At 66.7% G+C, this 22,328-nt stretch carries 16 protein-coding genes, 1 pseudogene and 1 riboswitch; of the genes and pseudogenes, 6 read left to right on the top strand and 11 right to left on the bottom strand.

Translation table 11 applies throughout. The features are described from left to right. Positions 1 to 8 precede the first annotated feature (8 nt). A complete protein-coding gene (gene gcvP, locus AC5P5M_RS02875) occupies positions 9 to 2,876 on the bottom strand; it encodes an aminomethyl-transferring glycine dehydrogenase (RefSeq protein WP_065174824.1) in 2,868 nt (955 codons plus the stop codon). A gap of 62 nt (positions 2,877 to 2,938) precedes the next feature. Continuing rightward, positions 2,939 to 3,041, bottom strand: a riboswitch (glycine riboswitch). A 301-nt stretch (positions 3,042 to 3,342) separates the two neighbouring features. Here gcvP and AC5P5M_RS02870 point away from each other — a divergent pair. Together AC5P5M_RS02870 and AC5P5M_RS02865 are read left to right on the top strand one after the other, a co-directional pair. After that, a complete protein-coding gene (locus tag AC5P5M_RS02870; RefSeq protein ID WP_481526111.1) occupies positions 3,343 to 4,569 on the top strand; it encodes a multidrug effflux MFS transporter in 1,227 nt (408 codons plus the stop codon). Positions 4,570 to 4,681: 112 nt separating this feature from the next. Next, positions 4,682 to 5,071 carry a hypothetical protein gene (locus AC5P5M_RS02865; protein ID WP_495205540.1) on the top strand — a complete coding sequence of 130 codons (390 nt, stop codon included), beginning with the start codon at positions 4,682 to 4,684 and terminating at the stop codon, positions 5,069 to 5,071. A 105-nt stretch (positions 5,072 to 5,176) separates the two neighbouring features. On the opposite strand, the gene AC5P5M_RS02860 is transcribed toward AC5P5M_RS02865, so the two are convergent. From AC5P5M_RS02860 to AC5P5M_RS02845, 4 genes are all read right to left on the bottom strand, one after another. Beyond that, positions 5,177 to 7,144 (bottom strand): M2 family metallopeptidase, encoded by a 1,968-nt coding sequence (locus tag AC5P5M_RS02860; protein WP_262218603.1) that lies wholly within the window; start codon positions 7,142 to 7,144, stop codon positions 5,177 to 5,179. Between the two features lie 462 nt (positions 7,145 to 7,606). Next, positions 7,607 to 9,256 carry a phosphoethanolamine transferase gene (locus AC5P5M_RS02855; RefSeq protein ID WP_495205539.1) on the bottom strand — a complete coding sequence of 550 codons (1,650 nt, stop codon included), beginning with the start codon at positions 9,254 to 9,256 and terminating at the stop codon, positions 7,607 to 7,609. Beyond that, on the bottom strand, positions 9,253 to 10,005 hold the full coding sequence (locus AC5P5M_RS02850) for a phosphatase PAP2 family protein (RefSeq protein ID WP_074899518.1): 753 nt from the start codon (positions 10,003 to 10,005) through the stop codon (positions 9,253 to 9,255). The genes AC5P5M_RS02855 and AC5P5M_RS02850 overlap by 4 nt, the downstream gene beginning before the upstream one ends. A 111-nt stretch (positions 10,006 to 10,116) precedes the next feature. Beyond that, entirely contained in the window at positions 10,117 to 11,820 is a 1,704-nt protein-coding gene (locus AC5P5M_RS02845; protein ID WP_495205538.1) for an ArnT family glycosyltransferase, read from the bottom strand. A 131-nt stretch (positions 11,821 to 11,951) separates the two neighbouring features. On the opposite strand from AC5P5M_RS02845, the gene AC5P5M_RS02840 reads away from it, so the two are divergent. Together AC5P5M_RS02840 and AC5P5M_RS02835 are read left to right on the top strand one after the other, a co-directional pair. Further along, positions 11,952 to 12,665, top strand: coding sequence for a response regulator transcription factor (locus AC5P5M_RS02840; protein ID WP_065174831.1), 714 nt, complete (start codon positions 11,952 to 11,954; stop codon positions 12,663 to 12,665). Beyond that, positions 12,652 to 13,938 (top strand): sensor histidine kinase, encoded by a 1,287-nt coding sequence (locus AC5P5M_RS02835; RefSeq protein ID WP_065174832.1) that lies wholly within the window; start codon positions 12,652 to 12,654, stop codon positions 13,936 to 13,938. The genes AC5P5M_RS02840 and AC5P5M_RS02835 overlap by 14 nt, the downstream gene beginning before the upstream one ends. A 23-nt stretch (positions 13,939 to 13,961) precedes the next feature. On the opposite strand, the pseudogene AC5P5M_RS02830 reads toward AC5P5M_RS02835, so the two are convergent. Further along, positions 13,962 to 14,339 (bottom strand): annotated as a pseudogene (locus tag AC5P5M_RS02830) (VOC family protein); the annotation flags it as partial. Between the two features lie 131 nt (positions 14,340 to 14,470). On the opposite strand from AC5P5M_RS02830, the gene AC5P5M_RS02825 reads away from it, so the two are divergent. Continuing rightward, entirely contained in the window at positions 14,471 to 15,721 is a 1,251-nt protein-coding gene (locus AC5P5M_RS02825; protein WP_111186347.1) for a DUF819 family protein, read from the top strand. 181 nt (positions 15,722 to 15,902) lie between these two features. Here the strand turns inward: AC5P5M_RS02825 and AC5P5M_RS02820 are convergent, their stop codons facing one another. Beyond that, positions 15,903 to 16,127, bottom strand: a complete 225-nt coding sequence (locus AC5P5M_RS02820) for a YbdD/YjiX family protein (protein WP_053519004.1) — start codon at positions 16,125 to 16,127, stop codon at positions 15,903 to 15,905. Next, positions 16,127 to 18,208, bottom strand: coding sequence for a carbon starvation CstA family protein (locus AC5P5M_RS02815; RefSeq protein WP_053519002.1), 2,082 nt, complete (start codon positions 18,206 to 18,208; stop codon positions 16,127 to 16,129). Before AC5P5M_RS02815 ends, AC5P5M_RS02820 begins: the two co-directional genes overlap by 1 nt. A gap of 269 nt (positions 18,209 to 18,477) precedes the next feature. Here AC5P5M_RS02815 and AC5P5M_RS02810 point away from each other — a divergent pair, with 269 nt between their 5' ends. After that, positions 18,478 to 19,329, top strand: a complete 852-nt coding sequence (locus AC5P5M_RS02810; RefSeq protein WP_065174835.1) for a pirin family protein — start codon at positions 18,478 to 18,480, stop codon at positions 19,327 to 19,329. Between the two features lie 161 nt (positions 19,330 to 19,490). Here AC5P5M_RS02810 and AC5P5M_RS02805 read toward each other — a convergent pair whose 3' ends face one another. The 3 genes from AC5P5M_RS02805 to AC5P5M_RS02795 all read right to left on the bottom strand — a co-directional run bounded on the left by AC5P5M_RS02805 (position 19,491) and on the right by AC5P5M_RS02795 (position 21,852). Next, complete coding sequence (locus AC5P5M_RS02805) at positions 19,491 to 19,949, bottom strand: hypothetical protein (RefSeq protein ID WP_053518999.1); 459 nt, start codon at positions 19,947 to 19,949, stop codon at positions 19,491 to 19,493. A gap of 198 nt (positions 19,950 to 20,147) precedes the next feature. Beyond that, on the bottom strand, positions 20,148 to 20,867 hold the full coding sequence (aqpZ, locus tag AC5P5M_RS02800; RefSeq protein ID WP_080375317.1) for an aquaporin Z: 720 nt from the start codon (positions 20,865 to 20,867) through the stop codon (positions 20,148 to 20,150). Between the two features lie 121 nt (positions 20,868 to 20,988). Further along, positions 20,989 to 21,852, bottom strand: a complete 864-nt coding sequence (locus AC5P5M_RS02795; protein ID WP_053518997.1) for a pirin family protein — start codon at positions 21,850 to 21,852, stop codon at positions 20,989 to 20,991. Positions 21,853 to 22,328 lie beyond the last annotated feature (476 nt).

Below are 22,328 nucleotides of genomic sequence, written 5' to 3'. Positions count from 1 at the left end.
TCCGTCAATCACGCTTCGACTTCATCGTCCTTGTAGGCGTCGACCGGGATGCAGGCGCACATCACGTTCTTGTCGCCGTAGACGTTGTCGACGCGGGCCACCGGCGGCCAGTACTTCTGCAGCTTCAGGCTGGGCAGCGGGAAGGCGGCCAGCTCGCGCGGGTAGGCGTGGGTCCACTCGCTGGCCGTCACCGCAGTGGCGGTGTGCGGCGCGTTCTTCAGCGGATTGTCCTCGCGGTCCAGGCGGCCATCCTCGATCGCACGGATTTCCTCGCGGATCTGGATCATGGCATCGATGAAGCGGTCCAGCTCATGCAGCGACTCGCTTTCGGTGGGCTCGACCATCAGCGTGCCGGCCACCGGGAAGCTCAGCGTCGGCGCGTGGAAGCCGAAGTCGATCAGGCGCTTGGCCACGTCCTCGGCGCCGATGCCGCTGCTCTTCTCCAGCGGGCGCACATCGAGGATGCACTCATGCGCCACCAGGCCGTTGCGGCCGGTGTACAGCGTCCTGAAGTGCGGCGCCAGGCGCTTGGCGATGTAGTTGGCATTGAGCTGCGCGACCTGGGTCGCCTTGCGCAGGCCCTCGCGGCCCATCATCGCGATGTACATCCAGCTGATCGGCAGGATCGAGGCGCTGCCGAAGCTGGCGGCGCTGACCATGCCGACGGGGCCGTTGTCACCCAGCTTGCCCGGCAGGAACGGGGCCAGGTGCGCCTTGACCGCGCACGGGCCGACGCCCGGGCCGCCGCCGCCGTGCGGGATGCAGAAGGTCTTGTGCAGGTTCAGGTGGGAAACGTCCGAACCCCACTTGCCCGGCTTGGCCACGCCGACCAGGGCGTTCATGTTGGCACCGTCGGTGTACACCTGGCCGCCGTGCTTGTGGATGATCTCGCAGATCTCGACCACCTCCTCCTCGAACACGCCGTGCGTGGACGGGTAGGTCATCATGATCGCGGCCAGGCGGTCGCTGTACTTCTCGGCGTTGAGGCGGATGTCCTCGACATCGACATTGCCGTTGGCATCGGTCTTGGTGACCACCACCTTCATGCCGCACATCTGTGCCGAGGCCGGGTTGGTACCGTGGGCCGAATCCGGAATCAGGCAGATGTCGCGATGCTCCTCACCACGCGAGCGGTGGTAGGCGCGGATCGCCAGCAGGCCGGCGTACTCGCCCTGTGCACCCGAGTTCGGCTGCAGGCTGACCGCATCGTAGCCGGTGCATTCGACCAGCATCGCTTCCAGCGACTCGATCAGTTCCTTGTAGCCCAGCGCCTGGTCGGCCGGCACCAGCGGATGGATCTGCGAGAACTCCGGCCAGGTCACCGGGATCATCTCGGCGGTGGCGTTGAGCTTCATGGTGCACGAGCCCAGCGGGATCATCGTGCGGTCCATCGCCAGGTCCTTGTCGGCCAGTGAACGCAGGTAGCGCAGCAGTTCGTGCTCGCTGTGGTGCGTGTTGAACACCGGATGGGTCAGGAACGCGGACTGGCGCAGCAGCCCGGCCGGCAGCGCGTCGGCGGTGCTGGCATCCAGTGCATCCACATCGGCTTGGGCACCGAAGACGGCGGCCAGCGCGACCACATCGGCGCGGGTGGCGGTCTCGTCCAGGCTGATGCCGACCGAGTCGCTGTCGATCGCGCGCAGGTTGTAGCCGGCGGCGCGCGCCTTGGCGTGGATCTCATCGGCGTGCACACCGGTGACGTGCAGGGTGTCGAAGAAGTCGCCAGCAACCTGCACGCCGGCCTTGCGCAGTGCGGCGGCCAGGATCGCGGCCAGGCGGTGGGTGCGGCGGGCGATGCGGGTCAGGCCTTCCGGACCGTGGTAGACAGCGTACATCGAGGCCATCACCGCCAGCAGGACCTGTGCGGTACAGATGTTGGAGGTGGCCTTCTCGCGGCGGATATGCTGCTCGCGGGTCTGCAGGGTCAGGCGGTAAGCCGGGTTGCCCTGCGCATCGATTGAGACGCCGATCAGGCGGCCGGGCATCGAGCGCTTGTAGGCGTCACGGCAGGCCATGAACGCCGCGTGCGGGCCACCGAAGCCGAACGGCACGCCGAAACGCTGGCTGTTGCCGACCACGATGTCCGCGCCCCATTCGCCAGGTGCGGCGAGCAGGGTCAGCGCCAGCAGATCGGTGGCCACGGCGACCAGGCCGCCGCGTGCATGCACGGCCTCGACCAGTGCCCGGTAGTCGGCCACCTGGCCGAACGTATCCGGGTACTGCAGCAGCACGCCGAAGCTGTCCGCTTCCAGCGCTTCGGCCGGGGTGCCGACGCGCAGCACGATGCCCATGGGCTCGGCGCGGGTGCGCAGCAGCTCCAGGGTCTGCGGGTGCACGGCATCGTGCACGAAGAAGGTGTCCGACTTCGACTTGGCCGAACGCTTGGCCAGGGTCATCGCTTCGGCCGCTGCGGTGGCTTCGTCCAGCAGCGAGGCGTTGGCGATCTCCATGCCGGTCAGGTCGGCGCACAGGGTCTGGAAGTTGATCAGCGCTTCCATGCGGCCCTGCGAGATCTCTGCCTGGTACGGGGTGTAGGCGGTGTACCAGGCCGGGTTTTCCAGGATGTTGCGCAGGATCACGTTCGGCGTGTGGGTGCCGTAATACCCCTGGCCGATGAAGCTGCGCAGCACGGTGTTCTTGTCGGCGATCGCGCGGATCTTCGCCAGCGCCTCCACTTCGGTGATCGACTCCGGCAGCGCCAGCGCTGCCGGCGACTTGATCTTGGCCGGCACGATGGCATCGGTCATCGCATCCAGCGACGCGTGGCCGACGACGTCGAGCATCTGCGCGATCTCGGCGTCATTGGGGCCGATATGGCGCTCGACGAACGCACTGTGGTGCTCGAGCTCACGCAGGGAAGGGGTGTTCTGGGACATGGCGAAGGATCCGTCAGGAAAGGGCACACGCACGGGCACAGGCCGCCGGATGGCGGGCTGCGGGGCGCCCCTCTGTCCTTTTGCCTGAGAGTTTGGAAGCGCGGCTGGCCGCAGCTTCGTGCCCCTTCGGCGCCGGATCGAACCGGTCTCTCCAGAGTTGTGTTGCGGGTGGTATCGGGCCTGAGCGATTACGGGCGTTGCGCCTTCGGCAGCGGTGTTCCGCTTCTCCCACCGTGTTGCCCGCCGATTATAGCCGGTTATGGCCTGCTGCCGGGGCCGCCCGGGCAGGGCCTGCGCCTGAATGGCCGATGGCCCGGGGCGTCCGTTTTGTGCGGTGCTGCATGGCATCGGGCGCATTCCCCGCCTATCATGGGCGGATACCCGAATTCATCTGGCGCCGTCCCTGCTGCAGCGGGACCGGCGCCCGCCGTGCGTGCCGCGCATGGCCTTGCCGGACACCGTTCACATGACCGCCGCTGTTGCTCCGTCCACCCGTCGCATGGCCCTGCTGCTCGCGGGCCTGGCCATGTTCGGCCCGTTCTCCATCGACACCATTTTCCCGGCCTTCCCGCAGCTGGCCCAGCGCCTGGCGGTGGATGAGGTGGCCGTCCAGCAGACCATCAGCGTCTACCTGCTGTTCTATGGCCTGATGAGCCTGGCGCACGGGCCGCTGTCCGATGCCTGGGGCCGCAAGCGGGTGATTCTCGGCGGCCTGGTGGTGTTTGCCGGGGCCTCGGTCGGCTGCGCGCTGTCCACTGACCTGCCGACCCTGCTGGCGTTCCGCGCGCTGCAGGGCCTGTCGGCGGGCGTGGGCATGATCGTCGGCCGCGCGGTGATCCGTGACCTGTACCACGGCCATGACGCCCAGCGGTTGATGAGCCAGGTCTCGATGCTGTTCGGCATCGCGCCGGCCATCGCCCCGATCATCGGTGGCTGGATTCTGCTCAGCGGTGCCGGCTGGCCGCTGATCTTCTGGTTCCTCGTGGTGTTCTCGCTGGTGCTGCTGGTGGCCACCGCGCGCTTCCTGCCGGAAACGCATCCGCCGGAGGCGCGGGTACCGCTGTCGCCGCGCGCACTGCTGCGTGACTATGTGCGCATCGGCTTCAACCCGCGTTTCCTGCGCCTGGCACTGGCCGGCAGCATCGGCTTCGGCGGCATTTTCCTGTACATCGCGTCCGCGCCGGTGTTCGTGATGCAGCACCTGCATCTGGGCGAAGGCGACTTCGCCTGGCTGTTCATTCCCACCATCGGTGGCATGACGGCCGGCGCGTTCCTGTCCGGGCGCATGGCCGGGCACACCACGCCGACCCGGCAGGTGACCATCGGCTTCTCCCTGTGCGCGCTGTCGACACTGCTCAACGTCGGCTACGTGGTGCTGGCGCCGCAGTTCGCGCTGCCGTGGGCGGTACTGCCCATTTTCCTGGGCGGCATGGGCATGGCGCTGATCTTCCCGATCCTGGCGCTGGCCGTGCTCGACATGTATCCGCACCAGCGCGGCCTGGCCTCGTCGCTGCAGGCCTTCGCGCAGCTGATGGTCAGCACCGTGGTGGCCGGCGTCGTGTCGCCCCTGCTCAGTGCCAGCCCGCTGCATCTGGCGCTGGGCCAGGCCGGCTTCTTCGCCGCCGGGTTTGTGTTCTGGTACTGGGAGCATCTGCGCGAGCGCACCGCCCAGGCGGCCTGCACGGAGGCGTGAGCCCACGGCGGCGACGGCTCGCGGGCTGCGCCGCGGCGCGCGCCAGGCGACGTGAAGCGGCGCAACGGCCGGGGTGCGTTATCCTTGCGCCCCCCACGCAGCGGTAGCGCCCATGTCCATCTCCTCCAAGATCCGCCGCGACCAGCGCCGCCGCAAGGAAGCGCAGGCCGCCAGCCGCGCCGCTGCGCAGGCTTCGCCCGTGGAGCCGCATGCCGAACTGCGTGATGCGCAGCGCACGCTGCTGGCAGGTGTCGTGCGCCGCGATGGCGAGTGGGTGCTGGGCATGGATGGCCGTATCGCAGGGCATAGCGAGAGCGCCGCGCAGGTACTGGCGTTGATCATGCAAGCCGGTGAACTGCACGAGCGCAACGGTACGCCGGTGCGTCTGATGTATTCCGACGCGCTGCGCGATGCCGCGCAGGCCGAAGCGCAGGCACAAGGGCAGACGTTCGAGGAATTCAAATCCGCGCTGGCCGCGCAGCTGGCCGCGAAGAAGGGGTAGCGCCGGGCCATGCCCGGCGAACGCAGCGGTGCGATCAAGGCCGCCGGGCATGGCCCGGCGCCACCGGAACGAAAGGGGCGGATCCTCGCGGATCCGCCCCTTTTCTCATTTCGCCACCGGGGCCGCAGCGCTGGCCTGCCAGCCGCACATCTGGCCTTCGTTCTGCTGCTTGAGCCACTCATTGACCGGGCTGAAGTACTCGATCATCGGGCCGGCATCCAGCTTGTCGGTGCCGGTCAGCTCCTTCAGCGTGGCCTGCCACGGCTGGCTGGCGCCCTTGCTGAGCATCGCCCAGTACTTCTGGCCGGCTTCCTTGTTGCCGTAGAAGGTGCACTCGTGCAGCGGGCCCTTGTAACCCGATGCATCGCACAGGCCCTTGTAGAACTGGAACTGCAGGATGCGGGCAAGGAAGTAGCGGGTGTACGGCGTATTGCCCGGCACGTGGTACTTCGCGCCCGGATCGAAGAACTCCTCGCCGCGGGTGCTGGCCGGGGCAACGCCCTGGTATTTGGCCTTCAGGTCCCACCATGCCTTGTTGTAGTTGTCGGCGGTGATCGATCCGTCAAACACGCCCCAGCGCCAGCGGTCGATCATCAGGCCGAAGGGCAGGAATGAAACGCCCGACAGCGCCATGCGCATCTGCGCGTTGATCACGGCCTCGCGGCTTTCCTGCGGTGCGTCAACGAGACCGATCGAATTCAGGTACTTGGGCGTCATCGCCAGCACGATCGTGTCGCCGATTGCTTCGTGGAAGCCATCGTTGGCGCCGCCCTGGAACAGGGGCGGCAACGGGTTGTAGGCCAGGTCGTAGTAGATGTGGCCCAGCTCGTGATAGATGGTGGTGAAGTTCTCTTCGTTCGGCTTGATGCACATCTTGGTGCGCACATCGCCTTCCATGTTCATGTCCCAGGCGCTGGCGTGGCAGACCACGTCACGGTCGTCAGGCTTGATGAACTGGGTCTTGTCCCAGTACGACTGCGGCAGCGAGGGCATGCCCAGCGACACGTAGAAATCCTGTGCGCGCTCGGTCATCTGTTTCGCGGTACGCAGTTCGGCCTCGCGCTGGGCCCTGTACTGGCCCGCGACGCTGGCATCCCTGCCAGCCTTGGCCAGCGCAGCACTCAGGTTGGTCTGGTACTGCTTTTCCAGTGCGGCGGTGATGTCCAGGCTTCCGGCACCGGGATAGGGCTCCAGCTGGTCCCACAGGTTGGACCAGTCCTGCTGCCACATGTTGCCCAGCAGGTGCGCGGCGATCAGGCCATTACCCACCTCGGCCTTGTCCTTGCCGTAGGTCTTGTCCAGCTTGCCGCGCGCGTAGCAGTGCAGCTGCTCGTACATCGGCTTGACCTGCTCCCACAGGCGGTCGGTTTCCGGCCCGATCTGCTCCGGCGGCATGTCATAGCCGCTGCGCCACATCTGCCCGGCATCGGTGAAGCCCATGCCCTTGGCACCTTCGTTCACCAGGCTGACGAACTTCTGGTAGTCGCCACGCATGTTCCGCGTGGTGCTGTGCCAGCCCTGCCAGGCATCAAGCTGCGCGTCGTAGTCGCGGCTGCGTGCCAGCACCTGTTCCAGTTCCCCCAGCTGGCGGCAGGAGGCCGGGTCGTTGGCATCGGTGCAGTACTTGCCAGCACCGTAGCTGCCCTCCATGCGGGTGGCGATCTGGGTCAGCTCGGCCAGCTTGGCCGGGTCGCGCGGTGCCGGCATCGAGGACATCAGCTTCAGCAGATGGATCGCACGCTTGCTGTCTGCGCTCATCGGCTGGCCCTCGAACTTCGCGGCCTGCTCGATCCAGCTGTTGAGCTGGGTCAGTGAACGCTCGTTGGCCTTGGCCGCGATGCGCTCCGAATCGCTGTTGATGTAGGTGGAAGACAGCCACTGCGCCGAGGTCATCTCCGGATAAGCAGCCTTGTATTCGGCATTGATGCGGGCAACGAACTGGTCGGCGGTCTCGCCGGCCGGTGCGCTGCTGCCGGCGCTCTCGGCGCCGGGGGACGCTTCCTTCTTGCAGGCAGCCAGGGCCAGCGTGGCGGCGGCGACAGCAGCGGCCAGCAGGAGATGACGGTGTTTCACGGGCGGTCCTTGGGTGGTGAACGACGGCCGAAGGCTAGTGGGCGCGCGTGCCCACCGCAAGTGGGGAAGGTTGGTGGGGTTCGGCAGGGCTTGCAGCCCTGCACCCGCAGAAGCAACTGAGACGGCAACGGCCGGAGCAAAAGCGGGTTTCCTGTGAGTCGGCGGGGTGGGGCCGGTTGCGGGGGACGCCGTAAATACGTCCCTGTAGGCTCGGTCGCGCCATCCATGGCGCTCACGCCCCCGCAACCGGACCCACCCCGCCTTCGACAGTTCTCTGCGATCTGTCGGAAATGCTCTTGGGGTCAGATCCGTTTTCCGCAGGAAAACGGATCTGACCCCGGAATTTCACCTACCAACAGCGCAGTGAACCCGCCATCCCACGGAATGCCGCTTCGGCTTTTGACGTTGACGTTGCCTTGGCTTCTGCGAGTGCAGGGCTGCAAGCCCTTCCGCCCCCGCCCCTCAGCTCTCGCAGCCGGCGAACACGTCGCGATCGCGCTCGTACAGCGCCGTCTTCACCTGCATCAGGCCCAGCACCGACGGGAACAGGTTGTCGTGGTCGGTATACGCTGCCGAACGCTTGCGCACGCATTGCAGGTCCAGCCCGCGACTGCTGGCGAAGCCCGGCGAGAACCACATCGTCATCGGTACGCGGGTCTGCTCGGCCGGGGCGATCGCATAGGGCACGCCGTGCAGGTACAGGCCCTTCTCACCCAGCGACTCGCCATGGTCGGACAGGTAGATCATCGCCGTGTCGTAGTCCTGCATGCCCTGCAGCGTGCCGATGGTCTTGCTGAGGAAATGATCGGTGTACAGCACGGCATTGTCATAGCTGTTGGTGATCTCTTCACGTGAGCACCGGCCGATGTCACGGGTGTCGCAGGTTGGCTTGAAGCGGGCAAAGGCGGCCGGATAGCGCTCGAAATACGCCGGGCCATGGTTGCCCAGCTGGTGCAGCACGACCACGCGGTCGCCGGATTTGGCACGCACCTGGGTGGCCAGGTCCTGCAGCAGGATCTCGTCCATGCAGCGGCCGTCGGCGCACAGGCCCGGGGTGGTCGCATCGGACAGCGACTGGAAGTCCAGCCCCTCGCACACGCCCTTGCAGCCGGACTGGTTGTCACGCCACAGCGGTGCGATGCCGGCGCGGTTCAGTACGTGCAGCAGCGACTGGTGCGCGCGGATCTTTTTCTCGTCGTAGTCGTGGCGTCCCCATGGCGAGAACAGGCAGGGCAGCGAAACTTCGGTGCTGGTGCCGCAGGAGTGCATGTCGGGGAAGTTGATCACCGGTGCCTGGGCCAGTTCCGGTGTGGTGTTGCGGCCGCCGTTGAGGCCCCAGTTCTGTGCACGCACGGTCTCGCCCATCACGATTACCAGCAGCCGCGGTTTGCTCGCCGGAGCGCGTGGGGTGGCCTTGGCGTCGGTGCCGATCGGCAGTTTCGGCGCGCGCTGCACCGGGTTGTCGCCGCGCAGTGCACGTGGAAGACCCAGCAGCACGTTGGCCGGGGTGGCGAGGTAACGCACTTCACGTTGGTTGCGCATCAGTGCGGAGACGTCCTGGAACGAGATCAGTGCACCGCCAACAGCGGTCACCGCAGCTACCGCCAGGAAGCCCAGGCGCCACAGCAGGCTGCGCCCCCAGCTGCGCCGCTGCAGCTGCACCCGCCACACCAGCACCATCGGCAGTGCCGCCAGCAGCAGTACCGGCCACAGCAGCGAGACCGTCATCAGTTCGCGGCTTTCCTTCGGATCGGTCGCCAGCACGTTGCGCAGCATGTCCGCATCCAGATAGATGTGGTAACGGCTCATGTAGTGGGCGGCGAAGGCCGTTACCAGCAGCAGCGCGCTGATCACCACCTTGGCGTTCCAGCGCCAGACCAGCAGGCCCAGCAGCAGGCCATGCGTGCCGAGCAGCAACAGCAGCAGCGACACCGCGTAGCGCAGGCTCTCCGGGTGGCTGGCCATCGCGCTGCGCCAGAACAGGCCGTTGCCGGCCAGGGCGAAGAACAGGCTGGTCAGCGCGATCAACGCCTCGGTGGACAGCTGTGGCCGCCAGCTGCGCAGTCCGGCCAGCGATGGCACACGGAGCGAGCGTTGAACCGAAGCATTCATGCGTTCGCCTCCAGGCGGTTGGTGCGGTCCAGGTGATGGCGGACCAGAACGTACAGCCCCAGTGACAGCAGCCAGCACAGCAGGGCTGTGGCAAGGTCATGCGACAGAAAATGTGCACCCCGCAGCTGCTGGCTGATGCCGAACAGCAGCCCGCTGCCCAGGCCCAGTGCCAGGCCGGTCCAGCGCCAGGCAGGACGCCACAGCAGGGCGAAAAAGTACAGGCTCAGCCAGGCATAGCCGGCGCTGGCATGGCCGGCGGGAAAGCACGCGATCACCGGCATGTCGGCCGGACGATGGCTGAAAAGCCCGATATAAGGCTGGTGGCCGCCGTAGCGCAGCAGATCCCACGGGCAGTCCATCGGCACCAGCGACTTCAGCAGAGACACGCCGCCGGTTCCCAGAGCCAGGGCAATTACGACATAAAGCAGCGCCCACCGCAGGGTGCGATCACGTCCGCGGCGCCAGTGGTGAAAGCTCAGCAGTATCACCACGAGCGCCGCGGCGGTGCTGAACCACTTGCCGCCCCGGTGCACCAGCGAACGGGTGAACCACGCGTCCTGCAGTGCCCAGCGGCCGCCCTCCAACCGGAACAGGTGGTCAGCCAGCCATTGATCGGCTCCCCCCTCCATGAACACGGCGAACAGGGGAAGCACGATGAGCAGTGGAAGCCACAGGTGGGTCACGGCGAACCGCGATGCCAGCGTGGAGTAGGCCGAAGCAACCCCGGAGACGGGAGGACGGACGGACATGCAGGAAAACACCGTGACGATGAACCGGCGCCATGCTCGTCAGGTTGATGTCGGAGAAGGGTCGGACCTGCGTTCGGGCCGGGTTAACCGCCGGCCCGCGTGGGGGATGATTCAGTCTTCTTCTTCGTTGGCGCCGGCCCGCTCGGCGTGGCAGCCGGCATCCCAGGCAGTGCCGGGCACCAGTTGCCAGCGGTTGCGGTTGGCGACGCCGATGTCGATCACCTGGGCGGCATCCACGCAGGGACTCATGGCCTTGTCGAGTACCAGCAGCCAGCGCCGGTCGGGTGCTTCGGCCAGCCAGGGGCCGGCGTCGTGCCACTGTTCAGGCCAGGGCCGCTTGAAGCCGAACTCGCGCACGGCGCGGTCGGCCTGCAGCAGGTTCTGCTCGCGCCAGGCCACCAGTGCCAGTTCGGCATCGGGGCCGATCCTCGCGCCGACCCGGCGCATCAGCGCCGACGACGAGGCGTAGGGGTCGAGCGCCGGAATCAGCACCAGGCCGTACAGCATCCACAGCAGGCCGTGGGTGAGCAGTACCAGGGTGGCGGCGCGCCGCACGCGCAACCACACGGCCAGGGTAGCCACGGCGATCGCGAACGTCAGCAGGCCGTCGCCCAGCACCGGCAGCAGGGTGTCGGGCATCGCACGCCGCTGCAGCTGCGCCTGCGCCCAGTGACTTTCGGTGAGCAGCATCACGCCCAGCACGGCGGTTGCCAGCATCAGCACCAGGCTGTAACCGAACAGATACCGGCGCACGCACAGCCTGCGCAGCAGGCCGGGCAGCAGGGGCGCGGCGGCAAGGGCCACGGCAGGCAGCATCGGCAGCAGGTAGACCTCGCGCTTGCCGGGGCTGGCGCTGAAGAACACCAGCACCAGCAGCGCCCACCCCAGCAGCAGCCACTGCCGGCGGTCGCCACGGCGCAGGCGCCGCCACCACGGGCGGGCCAGCACCGGCAGCAACAGGGCACCCGGCAGCCACAGTGTCAGGATCACCTGCAGGTAGTACCAGACCGGCTGCCGGTGGTGCCAGGCGTTGGCATAGCGGGTGCCGGTCTGCTTGAACAGCAGTTCATGCGCATAGGACTGCAGCGAGGCACTGGGTTCGTGCAGCAGGGCCCAGCCCAGCGGGGCCAGCCAGACGGCCACGCCGAGCAGGAATGCAGGGATCAGCCACAGCAGGGTCGCCGGGTGCGGGCCCTCGATGCGACGGCCGCGGCGATGCTGGTACAGCCACCAGCCGAACCAGGGCAGCACCATCAGCAGCGGCAGGAAACCCACGCCTTTGGTCACCGTGCCCAGGCCGGCGGCAAAGCCGGCCAGCCACAGCGCCGGCACATTGCGTCGCTCGCACAGATGCCGCAGCAGGCCCCACAGGGCCAGCGTGGTCATCCCGACCAGCACCATATCGATCTGCGCACGCTTGGCCATCAGGCCGAACTGCAGGGTGCAGAACAGGGCACCGATGGCATAGAGGGAGTGGCGCGGCGACCACAGTCGGCGTGCCAGATCCGACACCAACCACAGACTGAGCAGGGCCCCCAGCAGCGAAGGCAGCAGGAACGACCACTGCCAGCTGCCTACCGCTTCGTAGGCCGCGGCCTGCAGCCACATGAACACCGGCGGCTTCTCCGCATACAGCTCGCTGCCACGGTGCGGCAGCAGCCATTCCCCGCTTTCCACCATGGTCCTGGCGGCCAGTACGAAGCGGGGTTCGTCCGGTGGCTGCGGCTGGCGCATGCCGATGCCGGCAGCCAGTGCCGCGATGATCAACAGCCAGAGCAGGGGCAGGCGCCAACGGCGGGGCAGGGCTACGGGCACGGCAGGCTCCGGGAGCAAAACGGCCATTTTGAGGCGGCGGGGGTGGGAAAAGCGTCGGAGTATCGCCGGGGCGACCTCATTCCGACATGCGTGGCGCTACCATGGTACGAACTTCCGTGGAACTTTCATGCATGCGCCTGTTGGTGATCGAGGACAACCGGCAGCTGGTGGCCAATCTGTTCGACTACTTCGAGTCGCGCGGTCATGTGCTGGATGTGGCTCCCGATGGCATCACCGGCCTGCATCTGGCGGGCAGCCATCCCTATGACGCGGTGATCCTGGACTGGATGCTGCCCCGGATGGAGGGGCCGGAAGTGCTGCGCCGCCTGCGTGCCGAGCATGGCTCGGAGGTGCCGGTGATCATGCTGACCGCACGCGACGAACTGCCGGACAAGATTGCCGGCTTCCGTGCCGGCGCTGATGACTACCTGACCAAGCCGTTCGCGTTGCCGGAGCTGGAAGTGCGGCTGGAGGCCCTGCTGCTGCGGGCACAGGGACGCAACCCCCGCAAGCGGCTGCAGGTGGGTGATCTGGTGCTGGACCTGGCGACCCTGGAGGCGCAGCGCGCCGGACAGGTCCTGCATCTGTATCCGGCCTGCCGCAAGCTGCTGGAAGTGCTGATGCGCGCCAGCCCCGGCGCGGTCACCCGCCAGCAGCTCGAATTCGCCCTGTGGGGCGACGAGCCACCGGACGGCGACCTGCTGCGCTCGCATGTCTACGAACTGCGCCGCAGCGTGGATGGACCGTTCGTGGACAAGCTGATCCACACGCTGCCGCGGGTCGGCTACCGGTTGGCCCTGCCCACCGCCGCCGAGGCCGGCAGGAATGACGATGAAGGTGCGTAGACCCGGCCCGCTGTACCGCCGCGTGCTGTGGTGGCTGCTGGGCTACCTGGCACTGCTTTCGCTGGCGGTGTTCAGCGTAGGCAACTATGTGCACGAGCACGCCGAACACGCCGCCTGGCGCGCGCTGCTCAACTCCGAACTGGACAGCATCGTCGAGCATGTCGAGCACGAGCCACACTATCGATGGCAGGACTCGGACACGCTCAGCCTGTACCGTTTCGACGCGGTGAACCTGCCTGACAGCCTGCGCACCCTGCATCCCGGCCTGCATGACGGGGTGATGGTGAAGGACCGCGAAACGGCGGTCATGGTGCGTGATACGGACTCGATGGGGCGCGTTGCGCTGGTGCTGGACATCTCCGACTTCCACGACCTTGAGCAGTTCGCAACGCGGTGGGTGATGCTGGCCGGGGTGATCATGATCTTCGTCACCGTGCTGATGGCGTCCTTCGGCATGGAGCGCATGGTGCGTCCGCTCAGCCTGCTGGCGCAGCGCATCGGCGCGTTGCGGCCGGGCGCGCAGGGCCAGCGCATCGATGTCGACCCGCGTGGCAGTTCCGAGCTGCACACCATCGCCGATGCGTTGAATGACTACCTCGAACGCAACGAGCAGTTCGTGGAACGCGAGCGGGTGTTCATCAGCACTGCCAGCCATGAGCTGCGCACCCCGATTGCGGTGATGACCGGCGCCGCCGAGCTGGCACTGGAGCAGCCGGGCCTGCCGGACCGTGCCCGGCAGCAGATCCAGCGCGTGCTGCGCACCGCGCAGGGCGTGGAGCAGCTGATCGAACTGCTGCTGGTGCTTGCGCGCGATCCGGCGCGGCTGGCGGCGCGTGCCGAGCGCATCGCACTGGACCAGCTGCTGCCGGACATCGTCGAGCATCATCGCCATCTGCTGGGCGACAAGGACCTGAGCATCGGTATCCAGGCCGCGCCGGTGGACATCGTTGCCCCGCTGGCGGTGGTGCAGGCGGCGATCGGCAACCTGTTGCGCAACGCGATCGAGAACAGCGGCCGCGGGCACATCGAACTGCGCCTGAGCGCTTCGGCGGTGCTGACCCTGCAGGACCCGGGGCATGGCATGAGCCCGGAGGAGATCGCTGCGATCCACGCACGCATGGCCCGGGGAGAGCGTGTCGATCGTGGCGGGATCGGCCTGGACCTGATCGCGCGCCTGTGCGAGCACCTTGGCTGGACCCTGCAGCTGCAGCCCTGCGAGCCGCGCGGGACGCAGGCCACGCTGGATTTCGGTGCTTCGCGCCCAGGCGGATGATCGCAGTCGCGGGGGCAGGCCTTCGGCCGCGGCACATGCTGGTCGACCAGGATCACGTTGCCGTCCGGATCCATCAGTTGCAGGAAGGCGGGGCCTTCACTGTCGGGATCGGCCCGAACCTGCAGCGCGATACCCTGCGCATCCAGCGCTGCCTGCAGTTCGCGGACGTCCTGGAAACGCGGCAGTTCCTGCTTGTGCTGGTCCCAGCCCGGGTTGAAGGTCAGCAGGTTGCCTTCAAACATGCCCTGGAACAGGCCGATGACGACACCGTTGTTGCGCAGTACCAGCCAGTTCTGCGTCGCATCGCCGCCGGTGACCGAGAAGCCCAGTGCCTCATAGAACGCGCGGGAGGCGGCCAGGTCCTTGACCGAAAGGCTGACCGAGAAGGCACCCAGTTGCATGGACACGCTCCGTACCGGGGAAGGCGAGGCCGGCACTGCAGCATGACCCGCCGTGAAGAGGGTGTTAATCTCGACCCGCGCCGCCTTATGCGGCGCTTTTTTTTCCGCTCTTTCGATCGACAGAGGATCCCATGCCGACCGAACCCGCTACTGCCCTGATCAGCAACGATATCGTTGGCCTGGGCCTGATTGCTGCCACCCTGGCCCTGATCTTCTGGGCCGCCAGTGGTCCCACCCCCCTGCTGAAGAAGATCTTCGCCTGGGTGCCGGCCCTGCTGCTGTGTTACTTCATCCCGGCCATCTACAACACCGCCGGTGTCATCGATGGCCACAACACGTCGCTGTACAACCCGGTCGCACGCGATGTGCTGCTGCCTGCCGCGCTGGTCCTGCTGACCCTGTCGATCGACCTCAAAGGGGTCATCAAGCTCGGCCCGAAGCTGCTGCTCGTGTTCTGTGCCGGTACCGCCGGCATCATGCTCGGCGCCATCGTCTCGTTCCAGGTGATGAAGCTGATCCACCCGGAAACCGTGGCCGGTGACACCTGGGCTGGCATGGCGGCGCTGGCCGGCAGCTGGATCGGCGGTGGCGCCAACATGGTCGCCATGCGCGAGATCTTCGGTACCGATGCCACGACCTTCGGGCAGTTCGCCGTGGTCGATGTGGCCTGCGCCAGCCTGTGGATGGCGATCCTGCTGTTCCTGGCCAACCGCGCGCAGCAGATCGACACGCGCAACGGTGCCGACACCCGTGCCATCGACGAGATGAAGGCGCGCATCAGCGCCTATGAAGCGCAGAACGCACGTATTCCCAGCATGACCGACCTGATGGTGATCGTCGGCGTTGCCCTGGGCGGTGTCGGCCTGGCGCACGCGATCGCCGCGCCGCTGTCGGGCTGGTTCAAGGCCAACGTGAGCTGGGCCAGCCAGTTCAGCCTGGACAGCCAGTTCGTCTGGGTGATCCTGCTGTCCACCGCGATGGGCCTGGGCCTGAGCTTCACCCGTGCACGTCGTCTGGAAGCGGCGGGTGCCTCGCGCCTGGGCACGGTGTTCCTGTACTTCCTGATCGCCTGCATCGGCATGCAGATGAACCTGCTGTCGCTGCTGGATCGGCCGTGGCTGTTCCTGCTCGGCGCGATCTGGATGGCGACCCACGTGCTGGTGCTGTGGGCCGTGGCCAAGCTGGTCCGTGCACCGCTGTTCTTCTTCGCCATTGGTTCGCAGGGCAACATCGGTGCGGCGGCATCGGCGCCGGTGGTGGCTGCGGCCTTCCATCCGACACTGGCACCGGTCGGCGTGCTGCTCGGCACGGTGGGCTATGCCACCGGCACCGGGCTGGCCTATGTCACCGGCCTGATCCTGAAGTGGATGGCCAACGGCTGAGCGCGGGTCGCTATGGCTGCGCTTTCCCGCGATCTGCGGCAGATCCACGCCATGCGTGGATGCACTTGATGCCGACCCATGAGCAGAGAAGGGGTCAGATCCGTTTCCCGGAGGAAACGGATCTGACCCCGGACTCAATGCGATGCGTGGATCTACAACAGATCCAGCACCGTCATGCCTTTCAGCAGCAGCGTCCGCCGTTGCGTCCGCCGTACCGCGCTTCCTGACGTTCGCGGAAGAACGTCTTGTAGTCCATCGGTTCCTGGTCCGGATGCTTCTCCAGCATGTGCCGGACGTAGTTGTCGTAATCAGGGATGCCACAGCACAGGCGTGCCGTCTGCACCAGGCGTCGCCACACGCGGCGGTGCGCCTGGTACTGGCCAACGGGAACCAGTTGCGTGCTCATTACAGATCCACCATTTCATGCGGCTTCAGCGCCACGTACGGGGTCTCGCGGTCGCTGCGCTGCGGATTGCGGCGTGCGGCCAGGATCGTGCGGATCGAATAGGTCAGCACCGCACCCACCACCAGCAGGAACAGCGCGGTCAGGCCGGTGTTGACGTAGGCATTGACCACGATCTGCTGCATCTGCGCCACCGACTTGGCCGGTGCGGTGATGGTGTCGCTGGCGATGGCGGCCTGGAACTTGTGCGCCTGCGCCAGGAAGCCCTGCGCCGGGTTGCTGTCGAAGATCTTGATGAAGCCGGCATAGGTGGTGCAGATCAGCAGCCAGGTGGCCGGTACCGCGGTCACCCACGCGTAGCGGTCACGCTTCATCTTGAACAGCACCACCGTCCCCAGCATCAGCGCGATACCGGCCAGCATCTGGTTGGAGATGCCGAACAGCGGCCACAGGGTCTGGATGCCGCCGAACGGATCGACCACGCCGGTGTAGAGCAAGTAGCCCCACAGCGCCACGCAGCCGGCCGTGCCGATGATGTTGGCCGTCCACGACTCGGTCTTCTTCAGCGCCGGAATGAAGTTGCCCAGCAGATCCTGCAGCATGAAGCGGCCCGCGCGGGTGCCCGCATCCACGGCGGTCAGGATGAACAACGCTTCGAACAGGATGGCGAAGTGGTACCAGAACGCCATCATCGCGTCGCTGCCGCTGGGAATGGCTTCATGCAGGATCATTGCGATGCCCACCGCCAGCGTCGGCGCACCACCGGCGCGGTGCAGGATCGTCGGCTCGCCGATCGCGGCGGCCGTGGCGGTCAGCTGTTCCGGCGTGATGGTGAAGCCCCAGGTGTTGGTGATGTAGTGCGCGGCAGACGCCGCATCGGCACCGATCACCGCCGCCGGGCTGTTCATCGCGAAGTAGATGCCCGGATCGATGATCGACGCAGCCACCAGCGCCATCACCGCCACGAACGATTCCATCAGCATGCCGCCATAGCCGATGTAGCGCATGTGCGATTCATTGGCCAGCAGCTTCGGTGTGGTGCCCGAGGAAATCAGCGCGTGGAAACCGGATACCGCGCCGCAGGCAATGGTGATGAACAGGAACGGGAACATGCCGCCCTTCCACACCGGGCCATCGCCACTGGCGGCGAACTGGGTCAGTGCGGGCATTTTCAGCTCGGGCATCACGATCAGGATGCCGATGGCCAGAGCGACGATGGTGCCGATCTTGAGGAAGGTCGACAGGTAGTCGCGCGGTGCCAGCAACAGCCACACGGGCAGCACCGAAGCGACGAAGCCGTAGCCGATCAGCATCCAGGTGATCTGCGTGCCGGTGAAGGTGAAGGCCGGGCCCCACACCGGATCTGCAGCAACCTTGCCGCCGTACCAGATCGCGGCCAGCAGCAGCACCAGGCCCACCACCGAGATCTCGCCGATCTTGCCCGGCCGGATGTAGCGCATGTAGATGCCCATCAGGATCGCGATGGGCATCGTGGCTATCACCGTGAACATGCCCCAGGGGCTTTCCGCCAGCGCCTTGACCACCACCATCGCCAGCACCGCCAGGATGATGATCATGATCAGGAACGCGCCGAACAGCGCGATGGTGCCGGGCACCTGTCCCATTTCCTCGCGGACCAGATCGCCCAGTGAGCGGCCGTTGCGCCGGCTGGACAGGAACAGGACCATGAAGTCCTGTACCGCACCGGCCAGCACCACGCCCACCACCAGCCACAGCAGTCCGGGCAGGTAGCCCATCTGCGCCGCGAGCACCGGGCCCACCAATGGACCGGCGCCGGCGATGGCCGCGAAGTGGTGGCCGAACAGCACGTGCTTGTTGGTCGGCACGTAGTCCAGGCCATCGTTGTTGATCACCGCCGGCGTAGCCCGGGTCGGATCCACCTGCATCACCTTGTTGGCGATGAACAGGCTGTAGAAGCGATAGGCGATCAGGTAGATCGAAACAGCGGCGACGACGATCCACAGCGCGTTGATATGTTCGCCGCGGCGCAAGGCCACGGTGCCCAGACAGAACGCGCCGAGCAGGGCGAGTGCCGCCCAACCCAGTTTGGCAAACCCTTTCATGAGGTGCTCTCTCCCGGAAAGACATTCAAAGAGTCCCGCGTGCCCTTTACAGGGTCAATGCGTGCGGGGCCCATCGGCGGTAGTACTTTGGTCGTACGAAGGTGGTGACCGCGTGTGCGGCATGGGCTGCGGGCAGACATCCGTGTCGCGGAACCGCCGGCATGACGCCCGGCGAACACCAGGGATGGAACAATCGGTTGCGGCGTCATCCATTGGCGGACGGCGCCGCGGCGTCCATCTTCAGTGGCATCCATCCAACAGGAGTCGCCATGAGCCTTCCCGAACCGGTCCGCGTCCTGCGCACCATCCGTGGCATGCCCACGTCCGACGGCGCCGGCGTGCGCCTGACCCGTGTCATCGGCGGCCCGACGCTGCCGGATCTGGATCCGTTCCTGCTGCTGGATGAATTCGGTACGGACCGCGCCGAAGACTACATCGCCGGTTTCCCGGAGCATCCGCACCGCGGTTTCGAGACGGTCACCTACATGCTGGACGGACGCATGCGCCACCGCGACAACCACGGTAACGAGGGCCTGCTGACCCCGGGCAGCGTGCAGTGGATGACTGCAGGCCGGGGCCTGGTGCATTCGGAGATGCCGGAACAGGAAAGCGGGCAGATGCGCGGTTTCCAGCTGTGGGTGAACCTGCCCGCGCGCGAGAAGATGACGGACCCGAAGTACCAGGAGTTCGCGCCGGAACGCATCCCGGTGGTGCAGCCGGAGCCGGGTGTGGAGGTGAAGGTGATCGCCGGTACTGTCGATGGCACCACCGGCCCGATCGTGCAGCCGGCCACCGATCCGTTGTATCTGGACGTCCGCCTCGAGGCCGATCGTGCCTGGACCTACACGCTTCCGGAAGGCCACAACGCGTTTGCCTATGTCTTCGAGGGCGCAATCACGGTCGGCGAGCAGGATGCCGCACGTGATGTGGCGCGCCAGGAACTGGCGGTGCTCGGTGGCGGTGAACAGCTGCACGTTTCGGCTGGCAGCGAAGGGGGGCGGCTGATTCTGGTGGCCGGCCGGCCACTGCGGGAGCCAGTGATGCGGCATGGCCCGTTCGTGATGAACACGCGCCAGGAACTGATGCAGGCCTTCGTCGATTTTCAGGAAGGCAGGTTCTGAGGGCCGACGCCGCCCTCCAGGAGGAAGCCGGTAGCGCCGGGCCATGCCCGGCGGCTCTCCGGCACAGCACGCGCAAAGGACGTCCATCAGGCCATGCCCGGCGTTGCCGCCAACTCCTCGGATCCGGCGGGGATGCTGCCAGGCAGTCATCCCCGTCACCGTCAACGTCCGGCGGCTACGGCTGAGGGCGTCAGGCTCATGCCCTGCGCCAACTGCTGCAGCGACCCCAGTTCCTGCGTGCTGCCCGGGTACAGGGCAATCTGCGCATAGCGGCCCTTGTCCAGCTTGATCACGCTGATGCGTCGTTCGGCGTATCCCGGCGGCTGCTGTCCACCCAGATCGGGCTGGTACCAGTACAGTGACTCGCCGGCGAAACTGCCTTTTTCCTGGCGCAGCGAGCGGCTGAGCGGAATCGCCGGATCGCGTGCGCTCAGCATCAGGCTCAGTACTTCCCGTCCATCCTCGGTGCTGGCGCGGCAGAGCAGGAAGTCCGACTGCACCTGCTGCTGCCATTTCAGGCCGCTGCTCGCCGGCAGCGAAGGACATTCGGCGGGTGCCTGCGCGGCGGCCTGGGCCGCGGCAAACAACAGGCTCGACAGGACAACAGGCGCGAACTTCATGCATCCCCCCAAGGTGGCGTGTCGTGTGACGCCGCCATGCTGCTGGCGGCCGTGGCATCCCATCCCCGGATGCCATCCCCGCCGGGCATGTGCACAGGCGGTCAAACAGACCTTAACGGAACGTGAGTGCCCGCACAAATTGCGGTTACAACCGTAACCATTGCGGCCGATTGTCGGCCGCAATGGTCCGGGCAGCACTCAACGGTCGTTACCGACCCACTTGTAGATGATGCCGCCGATCATGCCGCCCAGCAGCGGGGCGACCCAGAACAGCCAGAGCTGGCCGACCGCGCCGCTGCCGGCGAAGAACGCCACCGCGGTGGACCGAGCCGGGTTCACCGACGTGTTGGTGACCGGGATGCTGATCAGATGGATCAGGGTCAATGCCAGACCGATCGCCAGCGGAGCGAACCCTGCCGGTGCCTTGCCATGGGTGGCGCCCATGATCACGACCAGAAATACCGCAGTCAGCACCACTTCGCACAGGAAGGCGGCCGCCACGCTGTACCCGCCGGGCGACAGCGCACCGTAGCCGTTGCTGGCGAAGGCCCCGGCCTGGCTGCCGTCGATGGCGAAGCCGCTGGCGCCGGAAGCGATCTGCAGCAGGATGAAGCCGGCCAGCAGGCCGCCCGCGACCTGGGCGATGATGTACGGCACCAGGTCGCGGGCCGGGAAGCGGCCGCCGGCCCACAGGCCCACGCTGACTGCCGGATTGAAGTGCGCGCCGGACACGTGACCGAACGCGTAGGCGCCGGTGACCACGGTCAAGCCGAACGCGAGTGCCACGCCCAGGAAGCCGATGCCCAGCGGATTGCCGTCGCCGCCGAACTTGGCAGCCAGTACCGCACTGCCACAGCCACCCAGAACCAGCCAGAAAGTGCCGAGGAACTCGGCGGCCAAGCGTTTACCCATGCTCATGAACTGCACTCCTTTGATGAACTAAAATGTGAAACAGGTCACATTTCAGTGACCGGCGAGTGACGATAGCGTCAAAGGCCGGTGCAGGGATACACCTCAGGGTGTGTGCAGCGCGCGATGCTCAGTACTGCGGCAGCGGGATGAACTCCTTGTCGTCGCCGGGAATGCTGCCGAACCGGCCGGCTTCCCAGTCCTGTTTCGCCTGTTCGATGCGCTCCTTGGAGCTGGAAACGAAGTTCCACCACAGGTGACGCGGGCCATCCAGCGGTTCGCCGCCGAACAGCATGGCCTTGAGCGGGGTCTTCGCGCGCAGCCGGCCGCGCGCGCCGGCCTCGGGAATCACCAGGTGCTGCGCCGGGATGTCCACGCCATCCAGCTGCGCCTGGCCTTCGAGGATGTACAGCGCCCGCTCGCGGTGGCCGTCATCGATGTCGATCTCCGCGTCGGGATCGAGGTCGATGGCTACATTGAGCGTGTCGGCGAAGACCTTCACCGGCGACTCCTCGCCATAGGCGCGGCCTGCGATCACGCGCAGCCAGGCACCGTTGCGGCGCTGCTCCGGGAGGGTCGCGGCGGCGTGGTGATAGAACGCCGGCTCCACTTCCTCGTGCGACTTCGGCAATGCCACCCAGGTCTGCATCCCGTGGATCGGATGGTCGTGACCGCGCTCCGGTGGGGGCGTGCGTTCGGAGTGCGCGATGCCGCGGCCGGCGGTCATCCAGTTGACGTCGCCGGGACGGATCACCTGGTCCGAGCCGAGCGTGTCGCGGTGGCCGATGGCGCCGGACCAGAGGAAGGTGACGGTGGCCAGGCCGATATGCGGATGGGGACGCACGTCGATGCCGGTACCTGCGGTAAGGACGGCCGGGCCCATCTGGTCGACGAATACGAACGAACCGATGCTGCGGGCCTGCAGGGTGGGGACGGCGCGGCGGACTTCCAGGCCGCCGATGTCGTGTACGCGCGGGGCGATGATGGTGGTCATGCGGGCGTCTCGCTGGCAGGGATCAAGAGTGCCAGCATGGCATGCGGCCGTGACGGGCACATGCCCCATGCGGGTAACAGGGTGTTCCAGCCAACGGCGCAGCCCCTCGTGGCTGGGTTGCTGGATGCGGGTCAGGATGCGAGTCAGTGTTTGGGCCGGGCGGGTGGGTTGCGCAGGACGCGCCGTGAACCCATCCATGGGGGCTCGATGGCGCCATCCATGGCGCCAACGGTCCCGCGCAACCCACCCGCCCGGCCCCTGACAGTTTCCGTGTGCGTCCAGCCACGGAGAAGAAAAAAGAAAATCAACATCAAACGCCGGTCGCTTCGCTCCTGGTGGCGACCAAGGTCGACACCCACCAGTTCGTAGTGATCCACACCGGAATCGAGATTCACCACCGTCACCGGGAAACTGTCGGGGGTGGGGCGGTGTCGGGTTGCGGGGTGTCCGCGGCATGGATGCCGCGGCCAAGCCCC

Source organism: Stenotrophomonas sp. YJH_SMC_106-19 (assembly GCF_059368375.1).
This window is presented reverse-complemented; position numbering and strand designations above follow the sequence as displayed.